The following is a 15,749-nucleotide window of genomic DNA, read 5'->3' as shown; positions in this document are numbered from 1 at the left end:
AGTTCAAAGAACCGCCGCTGTTCGCGCGAATCGGGTATTCTACGCCTTCGGAATTTTAGGCATTTCTAATGGATGAGATTCCCCTTCCAAGGATTTCAGAAACTCGATCAGATCCTTTTTCTCTTCTTCGGTGATCGCTGAAGGTTTGAGAAGAGGATCCTCGATCGAACCCTTCGATCCGCCGTTTACGAAATGGTCCACTACATCTTCCAGTTTCGTAAATTCTCCGTTGTGCATGAATTCGTTCTTTTTACTCACGTCGCGCAGACTCGGAGTCCGCACGGTTTGTGTAATTCCTTTCAACCCGGTCGTATGTTTTTCCGAATCGGAAAAGTTCGGACCTTTGTGACACTGGGAACACTTCGCCTTATTCATGAACACGTCGAGTCCGCGTTTTTGAGCCGGAGAAAGAGCGGATTCCTCCCCCATGACGTAACGATCGAACTTGGAATTTTTGGAAACGATGGTTCTTTCAAAAGCTGAAATCGCCTTAACGATCCGATCCATCGTGATTCCCGGAGAACCGAACGACTTTTCGAAAAGTTCGCGGTATTCGGGAACCTGATTGAGTCTTGCAACGATCGTCTTCTCATCCTTGAGCATAACCGCCGTGTGAACGCGTTCCTTTACGATATCTTCCAGATCGTTCGCTTGCGGATCGTTAAATACGTCCTTATACAAACCCACGTTCGTCAAAGAAGGCGCCGAAGAATTATGAATCTTATTGCGGGGAACGGAATTCTTCTCCGTGTTTTGAAGTTCCACGGAATGACAGATCGCGCAGTTCGTATCTCCTTTGAGTGAAAGTCGCTTATCAAAATAGAGCAGTTTTCCCAATTCGACCTTATCCTTGTTGTAAGGATTGTTGTTGGGATGAATTACGTTCTTAACCACAAAACCTTCCAGTTCGGCTTTTTGAACCGGTTCTTTGCAGCCGCTGAGCGAGAATAGAAACGAAATCAAAAGAAAAATGGACAAAATCCTAAGCATATGGACCATCCTGGGTCAAAGTTTCGAACGGGAACTTCTTCTGTCAATTCGAATTTAGAACAATTCTGATTACATATTTCGTGTTAAAAAAAAGAAACCTTTTATCGTTCGCAAACCGTCGCGATTTATGAAAGAAAAAATTTCATTCTTTGTCACGCGACCTTCCGGACCTGCGTCTTCCTTTTAGAACAGGAGGCAAACATGTCGCAAATCAAAACCGTTCTGATCGCAGGCGGAGGATACGCGGGGATCATCGCAGCCAATCGTCTCGTCAGAAAAAAACTTCCGATTGAGATCGTATTGGTGACCGCTCAGGAAACGTTTCAGGAAAGAATACGAAACCATCAACTACTCGCGGGAACTCTCAAAAACACGTACACAGTACGATCGCTTCTTCATAAAAACGTAAAACTCGTAATCGGGAAAATCGCAAAGATCGAACCGAAATCCAAACGTGTGGTTCTCGAAAGCGGTTCCGCTTTGAAATACGATCACCTCGTTTATTCCCTCGGAGTTCAAGGTTCATCCGCTACAAAAATCAACACGAACGTTTACTTTCGAATTTCGGAAACGGAAGAATGTGCGAAGATGCGCGAACTTCTAAAATCGAATCCGAGCGCGAAGATCACCGTTCTCGGAGCCGGTTTGAGCGGAATCGAAACCGCCGCGGAACTTGCGGAGAATTTTCCGAACCTTCGACTGACACTCGTGGACGCAAGTCCGCTTGGAAAAGGTTTTTCCGTTCCCGCACAGAAAAAACTGAGAGAATTTTTCGAAAATAAGAACGTAAGAATTTTAGAACATTCTAAAATTATGGAATACGAAGACGCTGCGCTCGTAACCGCGGACGGGAAAAGAATCGAACACGATTTCTGCGTTTTATCGAGCGGACTTTCCGCTTCAAAAGTGGGAGGACAATCGGGCCTAAGAACCAATCCGATCGGTCAGGTTTACGTTAATCAATTCCTCGAAGTGGAGGATTATCCGGAAATCATCGGCGCGGGCGATTGTGTGCAAGTGGTTTCTTCCGGTTACGATCATTTGAGAATGGCTTGTGCGACCGCGCTTCCGATGGGAATCTACGCGGCGGAAAGACTTTCTCATCGACTCGGCGCAAAATCCAAAAAAGGAATCGCGCCATTCTCGCTCGCGTATTTGGGGAGAAACGTAAGTCTTGGAAGAAACGACGGAGTGATCCAAGAATCCAATCCGGACGATTCTCCGACTTTGAAAATCTGGACGTCACGAAGCGCCGTTTGGATCAAAGAATTGATCTGTAAATACACGATCCTTTCCTTCCGACTTGAAAAATGGTTCGATTTTTATTTCTGGAAATCCTTTCCTGAAACCGAAGCGGAATTCGGAACCGCGGTTCTTGCGACAGAATCGGAGAAATGATCGTGGATAGACTCGGGCAATTTTTAGAACACAAGTCTCTCGTTTTCGGGATCGCGTATCGAATGACCGGAAGCGTCAACGACGCGGAAGATATCGTTCAAGAATCGTTTCTGCGTTGGGAAAAATCCGGTTCGGACGAAATCCGTTCACCGAGAGCTTTTTTGTCCACGATTGCCACGCGTCTATCCCTCGACACTCTCCGCAAAGTGAAAAACAAACGAGAAACCTATATCGGGCCTTGGCTGCCGGAACCGATCCCGACTTCGCCCGAAATCGAAGAGCCGGATCCGGAAACACTGGATCTGGCCTTTCTTCATTTATTAGAAAAATTGAATCCGATTGAACGAGCGGTTTTTATCCTGCGCGAATCGTTCGAACTGGATTATAAAGTTATCGCGGAAGCGGTTGGAAAAACGCAGGAAAATTGCAGACAAACCCTCAAACGCGCGAAGGAAGCTTTGAAATCCGATCGAAGGAAATTCTCGCCCGATAAGGAAACGAAACGAAAGCTGCTTCATAATTTTCTTTTGGCTTCTTCCAAAGGACAGCCGGAACTCCTTCTTCCGTTTTTAAAGGAAGAGATCGTTCTTTGGTCGGACGGAGGCGGTAAGGTTCACGCGGCGAGAATTCCTCTCTTCGGAAAGGAACGAGTGGCGGCCTTTCTCATCCGTACTTCCAAAAATCCGGTGTTTACGGACACGGACCTTTATTACACGGAAAGCAACGGCGCCGAAAGTCTTCTCGTTTATAAAAACGGCAAACCGGTTTATCTTAGGACTTTTTTGATCGATGAAAACGGTATCAATTCCATCTACACGATGTTAAACGAAGATAAACTGCGGGCGTATAGAAATCGTAATGAACTTTTAGAAAAGAAGATCATAGTTCCTCTTGAATTCTTTCTCCTGTTTCCGAAAACTTCCCTCAGCAACCCGAGTCCTCCCGTTTGGACCAAACCCTTATTGAAATTGGTTCGCTGGGCCATTACCCGAAAAAAATAGATTATCCTAGGATAATCGGATTCCGGACGCTTCGAACGCCGGCGGTCTTGACTTTTTCCACCTTTCGATCCAAACTCGAGCGTATGAAAAATCGAATTCGTATCGCAGCGATCTTTATGATCGGGCTTGTCATCGCGTGTTCGGGAGGACAGGAAATGCAAACCGCAATCAAAGAACCAGGAACCTTTTCCGACGAAAAACCGACAGGATATATCAGAACCCGGATGGGCAGCGTGGCTTACTGGATCCAAGGGAAAGGAGAATCGATCGTATTGCTTCATTCCGCCGGACCGGGACACGAACACCGCGACTTCGACGCCGTGATTCCTACATTAGAAAAATCTTATAGAATCATCGGTCTCGACTGGCCCGGTCACGGCCAATCCGGCTCTCCGAAACCGTTCGATTCCGCATCCGCCGTTGGATATGCGGAGATTCTCCCTGAAATCGTCGAAAAACTCGCACCCGAAGGAGCCGTTTTTATCGGCAATTCGCTCGGCGGCTTCGCTTCGATGAAAATCGCATTAGACAAACCGAATTTAGTAAAAGGTTTGATTCTCGTAGACACGGGCGGACTCAACGATCCCGATTTTAAGACGAGAATTTTCGTAAAACTGATGAGCACACTTTGGTTTACGAACGCGACTTGGAATTCGTTTCCGAACTACTATATCAAAGTCGAAAACGAATATACGAAATCCATTTTGAATCGAATCGGTGAGAAAAAGGAAATCGAAGGCTCTCCGAACATCCGAGCCGCAATTTGGAAAAGTTTCGGCGATGAAAGACACGATCTAAGAGAAAAGGTTTCGCAAATCACGGCGCCTACTTTGATCGTCTGGGGAAAAAACGACCCCGTCATCCTTCCCGAACTCGGCGAAAGACTGCATCAAAAAATCGCCGGTTCGAAATTGGTCTTTTTAAAAACGGGTCATGTCCCGTTTGCGGAAGATCCGCAAGGATTTTTAGAAGCCGCGCTTCCGTTTTTACGATCGATTCGCTGATTCCAATCGAAGACGGGCGCTTTTTGGAAGGCGGCCGTCTTTTTTGCGAACACAAGGACGATTCGAACGATCGTTGTTTCGTTTTGGAAATTTTTTTCCAATCTTGTTTTGAAAAGGTTCGGAAAAATTTGCGAGCGAAAATCCCGAGAACCGCAGACTCGTCTTTAATAATCATTGCCAAAAATTTCTTTCCCGTTTCACTCAATCGAGTGGCGGATTTTGAAGTAAAAGAAGACAGCGCGGAGTGGCGGACGATTTACGAGAAAGTGAATTCCATCTCTCCGATTCCGATCGAAATCTGGAGAAAAGCGGGCCTTGTTTATTCGATACGGGATTTGTCCTACGGAGATTTTTTAATACGACAAGGAAAAGTTCCCACCGAGTTCGCCTTCGTATTTTCCGGCGTATTGCGGGAATACTATCTCACATCCGACGGAAACGAATATATCAAGAGTTTCAACTTTCCCGGAGAATTCACTGGTTCGTATTTCGATCTTCTTTCCGGACAACCCTCGACCTGCAACATACGCGCGATCACCGATTGCAAAATCGCCGTCGCAAATTTTTCCGAACTCGCCGCCTTGTATGAAACTCATATCGCTTGGGAACGTTTAGGTCGTATAGTCGCGGAAAATTTATTTCTAAAAAAGGCAAAACGAGAATACGAACTTCTTGCCTTGAACGCGGAAGAACGATACGAACTTTTAAAAGAAACCTATCCGAATATCGAAGAAGTCATTCCTCAATACCATATCGCTTCCTATCTGGGGATCACTCCGGTTTCTTTGAGTCGAATTCGTTCTAAGAATCGAAACGAGAATGAAAAAAGGCGCCGGTCTTTCGACCAAGCGCCTTTATAACGTTTTTCGTCCAACCCGACCGAAATCTCAATTCGTTCGGACTTTTCGAAAAGAATCTTTCGAAGATTCTTATTTTGCGGACGCCGCCTCGCGGATAACGTAAGCTGCGATCTCGTTCTTTTGAATCTGAGTCGTTCCTTCGAAGATACAAAGAATCTTCGCGTCTCTCATCAGTTTTTCAACAGGATACTCTTTTGTGTAACCGTATCCGCCGAAGATCTGAACCGCATCGAGAGCGCATTTCATTGCGGTTTCGGAAGCGTGCGCTTTTGCGATCGCGGAATACTTCGGAAGTCTTGGATCTTCCGCATCGGACATTCTCGCCGCAAGATAAGTTACTTGGCGGGAAGTTTCGAGACCGATCGACATATCCGCAAGCATGTGCTGAACCGCTTGGAAGCTGGAGATCTTGGATCCGAACTGCTCTCTTTGTCTTGCGTATTTGGATGCGTAATCAAGAGCCGCTTGAGCGACACCCACTCCCATCGCCGCAACGTAAGGACGGGAAGCGTTCAGAGTTTGAAGCGCGTAAATAAATCCTAAGTTTTCTTTTCCGATCATGTTCGCTTCTTCAACGGCACAATCTTCGAAGATGATCTGACGGGTATCGGATGCACGGATTCCGAGTTTGTCTTCTTTCTTACCGACGGTCAAACCGGGAGTGTCTCTCTTCACGTAGAAGCAGCTAACCCCTCTGGTTCCTCTTCCTTTATCGGTATATGCAAATACAGTATAAGCTCCCGCGCTACCGCCGCCGGTGATCCATTGTTTTGTTCCGTTGATGACCCACTTGTCGCCTTTCTTAACGGCGGTAGTGCTCATACCAGGAACGTCCGATCCCGCACCAGGCTCGGAAAGACAGAAAGAAACTCCGTATTCTCCGTCAACGACGGGAGGAAGCCATTTTTTCTTTTGCTCGTGAGAAGCTCCTTTTAAGATAGGAAGGATTCCAAGACCTGTGTAACCGAAACAAAGAGAGATTCCGAGACATCCTCTGGAAAGTTCTTCGGTCACGAGGCACTGTTCAACGGAACCGAGTCCCCAGCCGCCGTATTCTTCAGGGATGGTCAAACCGTTGACTCCCAGTTCTTTTCTCATACGATTGATGAGTTCTTCGGGATGTTTATTTTCTTCGTCCCAGTGGATCGCTACTTCGTGTGTGATTTCTTTCTTCACGAAATTACGGATCTGGTCTCTGATTTCGATCTGCTGTTCGGTAAATTCCTGGTACATCGGTTTGTCCCTTCTTACGAGAGTGTTCTGATCCTACTTTTTTTTTAACGGCGATTAGATCAAACCAAAATATAGGGTAAAAAACCGAGCATAGGCTTGTTTTTCTCCTTTTTTATCCATTCTAAATTTAGAATTTTCTAACGAAGAATTCTCCCTCGCCAAACAAAAATAAAACCCTTCTTTGCTAAACGTTTTCCAAGAACGAACGTTCTGTTTCGGTTTTCAAACTAATCGCCCTTGGAAAAATATTTCGATGTCTTTCCTATTTCAAAGCGCGTTCAAATCACTTTTTCCTTTTTCATCGTTTCGATTTCTTCCGCCGAATAACCTAAGGATTGATAGATCGACGCATTATGTTCCCCGTGATTCGGGGGGTCCAAACGATACGTGACCGGCGTTGCGGAGAAGGGAAACGGCGCTCCGAATTGAAAGTAGTCGCCGTATGTCGGATGTTTTTTATCCAAGATCATACCGCGTTCCTTTAGAACGGGATCTTTACTGACCTCTTCCATCGTCTTAACCGGAGTCAGACAGGAATCCTCGTTTTCAAAAATTACATTCAAATCTTCGAATGTTTTCGACGCGAAGTAAGAAGTGAGAATTTCCTTCCACTTGGAAAAGTTTTTTTCCTCCGCCGGAAATTCCTCCAAGTGTTTATCCAGTCCGGATTGACGTAAGAAGGTTTTAAAGAACATATCTTCCAAAGCGCCGAGCGCGACCCATCGTCCTTCCTTGGTCCGATAAACATTATAATTCGGTAATTTACCGGAAAGAAGTTCGTTCCCGCCTTCCGGATTTTTTCCGGTCGCCGCAAAGATTCCTCCGTATAAGGAAAGAAACGGAAGCGAGGAATCCATCATGGAAATCGCGATCTTCTGTCCTTTGCCCGTTTTTTCTCTCGCATACAAAGCCGCTAAAATCGAAGCAAGCGCGGTCATCGTTCCTCCGCCGATATCGGCGAGCTGATAACCGGGAATCTGAGGAGTTTTACCCGTTTGCGAAAGAACTCCCGAAAGAGAAAGATAGTTCACGTCGTGTCCAGCAAAATCCCTGTATTTCCCTTCGGTTCCATATCCGTAGATTCCGCAATAGATCAATCTAGGAAAACGTTCCTTCAAGTCGTCGTAACCAAGTCCCATTTTTGCAAGTCCGTCCGGACGGAATCCTTCCAAAAGTATATCAGCATCTTCTAATAATTTAAAAAGAATCTCTTTGGATTTTTCCTTTTTTAGATTGAGAGTGATCGCTTTTTTATTTCGGTTTAACATCAGAAATAAGGAAGGCGCTCCGTTCGCTTTCTTAAACATCACGCGAGTCGCATCCATCGCTCTCGGATTTTCGATCTTGATCACGTCGGCCCCCATATCTCCCAAATACATGGAGCAAAGCGGACCGGGAAGAAGAAGACTCAAATCGATTACTTTCACTCCGGAAAGTGGACCTTTGTTCATTTAACGACAACCTCTCAATGAAGAATCTTAATCCATAGAGAACGGAAGAAGAAATAGAGATACACTTTTTTGCGGGGTTTTTTCCGATTCCGACCGAGCCTCTCTCCGATGGATCGCGTAAAAATGCGAGCTTTCCCTTTGAATCCGCCGTCCCTAATTACGGATTTTTATGGAAAAAAGAAATTTCCAAACGTTTTTCCTATCGTAATTTTTTCCGGGACGATTATTCTGGAATCGTTTCGTTCGGACAAACGCGATGATCCACAGAATTCTTTTCTTATCATTCTTCTTAATTTCCTGTTCCGCGGAACCGGTCTATAACCCGAGCATTCTAATGAGTTCGGCTTGGTTTGAAAACACGGTTCTCGATTGCATTCTTAAAGAATGTTATTTGTGCAGAATGAAAGTAACGAACAATCCGGCGGTCACGGTGTTTGCCGGAACCGGAGCGGCCTCCAGCATCGACGGAACCATCGCTACGGCTTCGTTCCAAAACCCGTTCGGAATCGAATTGGATTCGTTCGGGAATATCTACGTTACGGAGCAAAATGCGAACAAGATTCGCAAAATCGTTACCGCAGCCGGCTTCGTCACTTCTTTAAGCACCAGCTTCACGTTAGGCGATCCGGCCGGTATCAAATACGACTCAGTCACCGGAGATAAATACGTTTCGTGCAAAAGCAGCGCGCAGATTTACAAGATCAACGCGTTGGATCAATTCACTTTGTTTGCGGGGAGCCCCGTCGGCGCCGCAGGATTACAAAACGGAGACAATTCCGGAGCTTTGTTCAACGGCCCCTTTTTTATGGATTTCGACCGAGAAAGGAATTTATACTTGGGAGAACTCGGCAATCGCGACATTCGAAAATTCAATCTAAACTTTCAATCGGTCAGCACGTTGTCGGGAAGTTCCTTGGGATATCAAGACGGCGACGTCTTAACGGCCTTATTCAAATCTCCGATCGGCGTCGTTTACGATCGTAAAAAGAATTCTCTGCTGGTTGCGGACATTCAAGATCATCGAATTCGCAAAATCAATCTGGATACGATGCAGGTTTCCACACTGTTAGGAACCGGAACGGGTGCAAGCGTGGATGGAAACGGAACAAGCGCTTCTTTCAACGGCCCCGCCCATATCGCCTTGGATAACAGTGGAACGATGTTTGTTTCGGACTCGGTTTCGAACAAAATCAGAATCGTCGATCCCGATCTCAACGTGACGACGATCGCGCATACGTTTCAAGCGATCGGTGTCGTTAAGATCGACTGTGCCAATCAAAGACTACTTGTCGCGGATTCGACGGCCAATCAATTGTTTGAAGTGCGATTTCAATAAAAGAACGGGAGAATTCTCCCTTTCGGTCGATGATCGATTTCTTATTAACTCGAAGCGATCCGTTCTTCTTTAACAATGACAAACGATCAAGACTTAGCTTCGAACATGTTGGCCGCACAAAGCCAAACGCCCGCCATAATCAAAACGATTCCCGCCCATTGCGGCCAAGTCAGTCTTTCTTTGAATGCGATGGAGGAAACGATCAAAACGATGATAAAACCCGCACTCGTAAAAACCGGATAAGCGAGCGAAAGTTTTAATCCCTTCCCTAAAACGAAACGATAACCCAACAAAGCCAACCCGAACGAAGCCAACCCGCCGATAAAGATAGGATTGAGAATCACTTGAAGAATACCGGCTATACCTTCGGGTTTCTCACTCGCATCGCCGAGTGAACTCGCCTTAATGAGAATGTTAGCCAAAGCGTTAAACGCAAGAGCGATGATAAAAACGATAAGAACTTGAATCTGCATAAGAAGCTCCGGTTTTGGCTTTACGAAAACCAGTTCACCGAAGGAGTTGGAAAGATCAAGGTCAAATCTCTCCTTTATGCTCAGAAAAACCTTTTCCTTCAGGGGACTGAATCTTTCTTATATCGATACCGAACCGGATTTTCAAAACGATCGGGTAGTTCTTCTCTGTCACGCCAACGGATACAGCGCCCTCACCTATCGCTATTATATCGAAGAACTTTCAAAGACACACCGAGTGATCGCGCTGGATTTTGCGGGTCACGGGGAATCCGATTCGACTCTCGATTTTAAGAATTGGTATTTCTTCCGAGATCAAGTTCTTGCGTTGATCGAGGTCGAAAACTTGCGGGATATTATCGGAGTCGGTCATTCTTTGGGCGGTGCGAGTCTTATTCTTTCTTCGTATCATTCTCCCGAAAAATTCAGGAAAGTGATCGCAAACGATCCTGTTGTATTAGATTTTTTGAAAGTAACATATTCCCGCCTTTTTCACAATCCGCTCGCAAAAGTCGCGATTAAACGAAGAAGGGAATTCAAGAATCTCGAAACGGTTTCCAAACTCTACAAACGAACGCCTTCTTTCTTTAAGATGGATGCGGAAATCTACGACGACTACATCCGAAGCTGTTTTCGAAGCGGACCGAACGGAGGAGCGATTCTGCGTTGTTTGCCGGAAGTGGAAGCGAAGATCTTCGATTCCGTAAGTTATTTGAGTTTGTTCCAATACGGAAGAATCAAAACGGAAACGCATATCACGATTCCGGAGCCGCACGAGGTATGTTCTCCGAAAGGAGCGAAACGAATTCAATCCGGAAACTCGAAATCGACTTTGGAGATATGGCCGGGAACGACTCACTTCTTTCCGTTTGAGGAAAAACAAAAAACTCTGCAAAGAATTTTAAGCGTTCTCTAAAAGGAAAATTTGGCAATGTCCCGAGCGGGTTTCGTAGTATTAAACGGAAACCCGTATGTTCAAAGCCCTCAGGTATTATTTTATTGGATCGATTGTTTCAACCTTTCAATAAGAGAATCGTAATTACTCGACATACCCTGACACACCTGTGCGTTCGCCTCGAGCAACCCTACACTCTCCAACAAAACACCGATCAACTTTCTTCTTCCAGAACGATATTGATCCTGATCCGCCGAAGGCATTCCCGGCTTTCCGAGAGTTTTCCATTTTTCACATTTCGGCCCGAGATCCGAGCAGATTCTTGCTTCCAAGTCCGAACAAGGCTTACAACCGATCGAACCAATCGCCAACAAGGCGGTGAGAAATAGTATTTTTTTCATACGATGCTCCGAGTGAGATTTTTTTTCGTCTACGATTCGACCAAAATACGCGTTAAGCGAAACCTTGATATTTTTCGATCGTTTAACTGCCGGGACAACGTATTCGCAACGCCGAACGCGGCAAATTCCTTTTTCATTTTCCTTACTATTTTAGATCAGTTTCGCCTAATGTATTTCATTCAGGCGGCGACTTAAAAATCGGGAAACGGCCCGAATTCGATCAAAAGTTATAAACAATAAGCAACGATCTATAATTGGTGTTCTTAGAGACGACTTCTCGGGAAATCAAATCTATAATCTGAACTGACATCCAAGACGAGGATTCAAGAGGAATAAAAAACTTACGATCAGGCCGCAATCAAAATCGCACTTTCGAGAACGAAGACGCGAATGATGGATTGAGAAAATTCGCATGCCGAAATTCGATGTAACTTCGAATCTCGGCATACGGAGAAACTCTATATTATTGGCCCCCGAAGTAAATCTTATAGTTAATGGTCGTATCGACTGCCTTTCCGTCAAATAGGCCGGTGACCTTTACGTGTTCTTCCAAAACTCCTTTGAATTTTCCGGTTTGATATTCTGTTCGGGTATAAACCGAATCGTTTCTTGTAAAGGTAATATCAAAAGTAGGAAAGGTGATTCCGTTAATGGAATAATTAGACGATTGAATTCGATCTGTGCCGGAATTGATAGAAGTAAAGACGTTACCCGAAGTCGACGAGTTGAATCTTTGATTCAAAGATCGTTTCAAAGTTCCGTTATAGGTCAGCGGAACCGGAATCGCATTTCCGTTAGGACCGACACCGATCGAATTTTCTTTGCAATTATCGTAACTCCAAAGTAGATCGTTTCCGGTGTTACCGGTGGCTCCACCCGTCAAAGTTCCGTCAATTGTCTGTGACCCGCCCAATTGACAAGCCTGAGTAATGACTGCGGCAAACGGATTATACAAAGGATCAACGTCGCCCAAGGCTCTTGCGTTCGAATTCGCATCTGCAGGCAAAGGATAAAGGGCTGAGAATAATTGACTTACTTGCGAATTAAGCTTTTGATCGGAACTTATTTGTGCCAACAGTGCAAGTGCAGCGACGTCATTCGAATCGTCTTTTTTAGACTGGCCGCAAACAATCGTTCCAATGAGTGAAACAATCACCAACATAAATTTTATATTTCTCATCATAGATTCTCCTTTTTACAAAATCTATGAATGAATACGGAGACACCTCGTATCTTCGCCAAAAAAATTGTATAAAGTAAATTTTTGATCGTGCGCGTTTTTCGTTCTTAGGGATGAAAAAGCATAAATCGAATTCAGTTTTAAGAGTTGATCCTAAAAAACCCAGGTGATGGCGACCGAAGAAGTTCTCCCTCCGTCGCTTGTAATCAAGCGGACACTTTTAATATTCCCTTCGATTAAATTCGCGCTACCGAACACGATGTCCAAGGTCAAAACCGTTACGAGCGCAAGCGCATAAAATTCCTTCTGCCGATTGAACTCGGAATCCTCCATCACGTGACCACGCTGCGTAACGACAAGGTGCGGAGCCTGCATATTAAAATACAAGACGGGAATCCCGTTGGCGCTTGCATTTAATCCAGAACTGATGCTTAAGAGCCATGGAATCGTTGCTTCTGAAGAAGGGCCTGAAGGAGCCTGATAGTAACGTTCCGGTTTTGCAAAAAATTCGAAACCTCGATACAAAAGATACAACTCCGATGCTGCGATGATCCCGCCCGTCGCTTTCACTTTGTAATCGTCCGAAAGCAAAAGCGGCGACCAACCTGGAATCAACGCCTGCAAACGGTAATACCGATTCTTTATTTTAGGCTCTGCAAGCATTGTCGCATTATTTTCTGCGGGTTCCACGGTTTTCGAAGGTAACGATTCCGGGGAAAGCGGACCGGTGTTCTCTCGCGTTTTCACAGGAGAACGATCCTGTAACTTGGAAATTTTTTCTTTCCGAATCTCTTTGGGATCCTTTTTGGCGGGGAATTCCGGCAAAATAGATTCCACCTTTGAAAATTCGATGACTTGAGTTTCTTTTCCGATTCGGATTTCAACCGAATTGCCATTCTTCATCGTAATCTTATCGGCTTTAATTCGTTTCCCATCTTTCAGTATTAGAACGTCCGCGTTCAAATCCAAAGAGAACAAAAGCGGGGGAATCAAAATAAAAGTTATAAAATAATATTTTTTGTCAAAGCGGGGAAAAATTTTGGCAAGCATGCAAACGTCCATTCGTAGTAAGACTTGGAAGTGCTTCTCCACGGATGAGTGTAAATTTAGACAACGTTGAATACCTGTATAAGAGTTACTATAATAAACTCAAGTTTTTCTTTCTAAAGTCCGGAATGACCAACGAGACTGCGGAAGAATTATGCCAGGAAACTTTTATCAAGGTGCACAACCATCGTGAACGATTCGATTCGAGCAAAGGATCGGAAAGCACGTGGGTATATTCGATTGCGAGAAACGAGTTAATCGACTACTTTCGAAAAAGTCGAAAAGAAAAAGACCTCGTCGAATTTTCTTCTTGGGAGAATTTAGTTTCTTCTTACGAAACTTCGGCGTATAAAATGGAAGAAGAGAAACTTTTATTAGAAAAATTATCGAAATCCATACATTTACTCAAAGAACCTGAAAAATCGATCGTGATTCTTCATTGTATACATGGGAAGTCCATCGCGGAAACGTCTTCCCATACGGGAATCGCACAAAGAACCGTTAGTAGAAGATTGGTTTCCGCACTAACGCTTTTAAGGGAAGAATTAAAAACATCCGGAATCGACGGAAGCTGGCTGCAAGGAGGGAAAGAATGAAAGAAAAATCGAAACAAATTCTGCTTCAGCTTTTCTCCAACGCATCGGACTCCGAAAAACATTCAAAGGATCTAATGAACGATCCTGAGGCGCAAAAAGAATATTTTGAATTGATGCGCGTCAAAACACTCTTGCGCTCTCTCGATCCGAACCAGTTCCCGATTCCTCCTAAGAGTATGATTTCTCCTTGGAAGAAAACCGGAGTATTTTTATCGGCAGCCGCTTCTCTATTTTTCGTTTTTGGAATATTCTTATTTTATCAAACGCGAGAAGATTCTTACAAAATCGCGGTAAATTTAAAAGCAAGTCAGGGAATCTGCGAACACAACGCCTCGTCAAATTTTCAAATTGAACTGTCCACAAAGAATCAATCCTTTTGTGATCTGACATTGGACGGACTTGGAACCTTCTCGCTCCGACTCTTTCCGAACACGCTCACATCGATCGAATCGAAAGGAAAAACGTTGAGAATCTCCGTTCACAGCGGTTCGCTCCTGTTTTCTTCCGTTCACAAACCGGAAGGGATCTCGGTCGAAGCGAATAGTCCTCATATCCGCTCCGTCTTGCTGGGAACTTCCTTGTTGGTTTCCGCGATTCCGGATAAAGAAAGAATTCTATTGATCGAAGGAAAAATCGAAGTTCAATCTATAAACAGCACCGAAACGGAACAAGTCATCCGAATGGATGCGGGATCGATCGCCGAACGCACTGTCGATTCTTCGCAGAACGCGCCTACTACGATCCAGATCGGTCCGTTATCGTCCAAAGAAGAATCCGTTCTACGCTCTCAGCTCGATTCCTTACAAAAGATTCGGGAAAACAAGTCGCTTAACAAATACGAACCGACGGATTTGGAATCCTTCCGAAAGATCGAGGAATCGGAGCAAAAATCCTCCCGTCCCTACGTTCAGATCAAGACGAACGACGGAAAGATCAAGGAAGGTTATTTGATCGAGATCGGAGATCATTACACGATCAGCACGATCGACGCAGGACAAATCCGAATTCCGCGATCCGCGATCGTCGAAATGTCCACTCTGAGAAAATAATCGTTTAACGCTGATTTGGCGGAATTTCCGAAAGTTTCTTTGCGAATGCCAGATGTTCGGTCGCATTCACGGGTCTGAATTTCTTTTTGGCGCTTGCCGGATATTTTCCCAGATAATTATCCCCTTTCCAATTACGTACGGGTCGAATCGGACGGGGAACAAAATTTCCTCCGCAGTTCGGACAAATATCCATCAGATATTTTTCGTTGCAGGATACGCAAAACGTACATTCGAAAGAACAAATCAAAGCTTCCGTCGATTCGGGAGGCAACGGCTTCTCGCAATTTTCACAGATCGGTCTCAACTCCAGCATACGCACCTCGATTCGACTTTTATAGCATAGACATGAGTTGGATGAAAACCGCAACCGTCTAAGCATAAACCGCAAAAAAGCGGAAACGAAATCAAGAATCTTTCATTTTTGATTTTACAGTTTTGACGCTCTTACTAATATTGGTTTATCATTAGCGATAACTTAGAATGATCGGCAAAGGTTTCAAATCCGGATTTCTTGTTCTTCTGCTCGTCGTTTCGATGGGAAAGGAGTTTCATACCCATGCTGAAATAGAGATCTCCAACCTTTCTCACGAATCCTACTCTTCCCATCAGGAAACGAAAACATCCCCGACTTGTCCGATCTGTCAGTTCCAACGGGAGTCCCATTCGTTTTGGAATCCCGATTTTTTAATCCGAAGTTCTTTTCCTGTTCTGCAAACTGAGAAATTTCCTTTTTCACGGATCTTCGTTTTATCCTTTGATCTCGATCCGATACGTTTAGGCCGCGCTCCCCCTCTTTCACTCCCGCTTATCTAAAGAATTCGATTTCGTTTCGTTTTGA

Annotated in this window: 17 protein-coding genes; 9 read left to right on the top strand and 8 right to left on the bottom strand. The window is 44.8% G+C overall.

The window, feature by feature from the left end; genetic code table 11:
- Nucleotides 1–39 precede the first annotated feature (39 nt).
- On the bottom strand, nucleotides 40–990 hold the full coding sequence (locus LFX17_RS04345; RefSeq protein WP_238745229.1) for a cytochrome-c peroxidase: 951 nt from the start codon (nucleotides 988–990) through the stop codon (nucleotides 40–42).
- Between the two features lie 201 nt (nucleotides 991–1,191).
- Between LFX17_RS04345 and LFX17_RS04340 the strand changes: the two genes are divergently transcribed.
- From LFX17_RS04340 to LFX17_RS04325, 4 genes are all read left to right on the top strand, one after another.
- Nucleotides 1,192–2,388, top strand: a complete 1,197-nt coding sequence (locus tag LFX17_RS04340; protein WP_238729198.1) for an NAD(P)/FAD-dependent oxidoreductase — start codon at nucleotides 1,192–1,194, stop codon at nucleotides 2,386–2,388.
- Between the two features lie 2 nt (nucleotides 2,389–2,390).
- Nucleotides 2,391–3,389: a sigma-70 family RNA polymerase sigma factor gene (locus LFX17_RS04335; protein ID WP_238731502.1), complete on the top strand. Its 999-nt coding sequence runs from the start codon at nucleotides 2,391–2,393 to the stop codon at nucleotides 3,387–3,389.
- 155 nt (nucleotides 3,390–3,544) lie between these two features.
- Entirely contained in the window at nucleotides 3,545–4,393 is an 849-nt protein-coding gene (locus LFX17_RS04330) for an alpha/beta fold hydrolase (protein WP_406600657.1), read from the top strand.
- Nucleotides 4,394–4,659: 266 nt separating this feature from the next.
- Complete coding sequence (locus tag LFX17_RS04325; RefSeq protein ID WP_406600474.1) at nucleotides 4,660–5,253, top strand: Crp/Fnr family transcriptional regulator; 594 nt, start codon at nucleotides 4,660–4,662, stop codon at nucleotides 5,251–5,253.
- Nucleotides 5,254–5,322: 69 nt separating this feature from the next.
- Here the strand turns inward: LFX17_RS04325 and LFX17_RS04320 are convergent, their stop codons facing one another.
- A complete protein-coding gene (locus LFX17_RS04320; RefSeq protein ID WP_118955578.1) occupies nucleotides 5,323–6,486 on the bottom strand; it encodes an acyl-CoA dehydrogenase family protein in 1,164 nt (387 codons plus the stop codon).
- Nucleotides 6,487–6,764: 278 nt separating this feature from the next.
- Nucleotides 6,765–7,865 (bottom strand): CaiB/BaiF CoA transferase family protein, encoded by a 1,101-nt coding sequence (locus LFX17_RS04315; protein WP_319936839.1) that lies wholly within the window; start codon nucleotides 7,863–7,865, stop codon nucleotides 6,765–6,767.
- Between the two features lie 328 nt (nucleotides 7,866–8,193).
- Between LFX17_RS04315 and LFX17_RS04310 the strand changes: the two genes are divergently transcribed.
- The gene (locus LFX17_RS04310) at nucleotides 8,194–9,273 is read left to right on the top strand and encodes an NHL repeat-containing protein (protein ID WP_238729194.1); all 1,080 of its coding nucleotides are present in this window, start codon (nucleotides 8,194–8,196) and stop codon (nucleotides 9,271–9,273) included.
- 86 nt (nucleotides 9,274–9,359) lie between these two features.
- On the opposite strand, the gene LFX17_RS04305 is transcribed toward LFX17_RS04310, so the two are convergent.
- A complete protein-coding gene (locus tag LFX17_RS04305; RefSeq protein WP_238729193.1) occupies nucleotides 9,360–9,746 on the bottom strand; it encodes a DMT family transporter in 387 nt (128 codons plus the stop codon).
- A gap of 76 nt (nucleotides 9,747–9,822) precedes the next feature.
- On the opposite strand from LFX17_RS04305, the gene LFX17_RS04300 reads away from it, so the two are divergent.
- Nucleotides 9,823–10,659, top strand: a complete 837-nt coding sequence (locus LFX17_RS04300) for an alpha/beta fold hydrolase (RefSeq protein ID WP_238745224.1) — start codon at nucleotides 9,823–9,825, stop codon at nucleotides 10,657–10,659.
- A gap of 80 nt (nucleotides 10,660–10,739) precedes the next feature.
- Here the strand turns inward: LFX17_RS04300 and LFX17_RS04295 are convergent, their stop codons facing one another.
- From LFX17_RS04295 to LFX17_RS04285, 3 genes are all read right to left on the bottom strand, one after another.
- Nucleotides 10,740–11,039, bottom strand: coding sequence for a hypothetical protein (locus tag LFX17_RS04295; protein ID WP_238729191.1), 300 nt, complete (start codon nucleotides 11,037–11,039; stop codon nucleotides 10,740–10,742).
- A gap of 463 nt (nucleotides 11,040–11,502) precedes the next feature.
- The gene (srp, locus tag LFX17_RS04290; RefSeq protein WP_238729190.1) at nucleotides 11,503–12,222 is read right to left on the bottom strand and encodes a sigma factor SigX-regulated lipoprotein; all 720 of its coding nucleotides are present in this window, start codon (nucleotides 12,220–12,222) and stop codon (nucleotides 11,503–11,505) included.
- A gap of 150 nt (nucleotides 12,223–12,372) precedes the next feature.
- Complete coding sequence (locus tag LFX17_RS04285) at nucleotides 12,373–13,269, bottom strand: hypothetical protein (protein ID WP_238745222.1); 897 nt, start codon at nucleotides 13,267–13,269, stop codon at nucleotides 12,373–12,375.
- A 44-nt stretch (nucleotides 13,270–13,313) separates the two neighbouring features.
- Between LFX17_RS04285 and LFX17_RS04280 the strand changes: the two genes are divergently transcribed.
- Nucleotides 13,314–13,862 carry an RNA polymerase sigma factor gene (locus LFX17_RS04280; protein WP_238745220.1) on the top strand — a complete coding sequence of 183 codons (549 nt, stop codon included), beginning with the start codon at nucleotides 13,314–13,316 and terminating at the stop codon, nucleotides 13,860–13,862.
- Nucleotides 13,859–14,911 carry an LIMLP_03685 family anti-sigma factor gene (gene rsx, locus LFX17_RS04275; RefSeq protein ID WP_238745218.1) on the top strand — a complete coding sequence of 351 codons (1,053 nt, stop codon included), beginning with the start codon at nucleotides 13,859–13,861 and terminating at the stop codon, nucleotides 14,909–14,911. The genes LFX17_RS04280 and rsx overlap by 4 nt, the downstream gene beginning before the upstream one ends.
- Nucleotides 14,912–14,915: 4 nt before the next feature.
- Here the strand turns inward: rsx and LFX17_RS04270 are convergent, their stop codons facing one another.
- Nucleotides 14,916–15,224 (bottom strand): DUF1272 domain-containing protein, encoded by a 309-nt coding sequence (locus LFX17_RS04270; protein WP_238729186.1) that lies wholly within the window; start codon nucleotides 15,222–15,224, stop codon nucleotides 14,916–14,918.
- A 167-nt stretch (nucleotides 15,225–15,391) separates the two neighbouring features.
- Between LFX17_RS04270 and LFX17_RS20930 the strand changes: the two genes are divergently transcribed.
- Complete coding sequence (locus LFX17_RS20930) at nucleotides 15,392–15,724, top strand: LIC10965 family protein (RefSeq protein ID WP_406600473.1); 333 nt, start codon at nucleotides 15,392–15,394, stop codon at nucleotides 15,722–15,724.
- Nucleotides 15,725–15,749 lie beyond the last annotated feature (25 nt).

The organism is Leptospira sanjuanensis (genome assembly GCF_022267375.1).
GTDB lineage: Bacteria > Spirochaetota > Leptospiria > Leptospirales > Leptospiraceae > Leptospira > Leptospira sanjuanensis.
The sequence above is the reverse complement of the archived record's forward strand: the minus strand, read 5'-3'. Positions and strand labels throughout refer to the sequence as shown.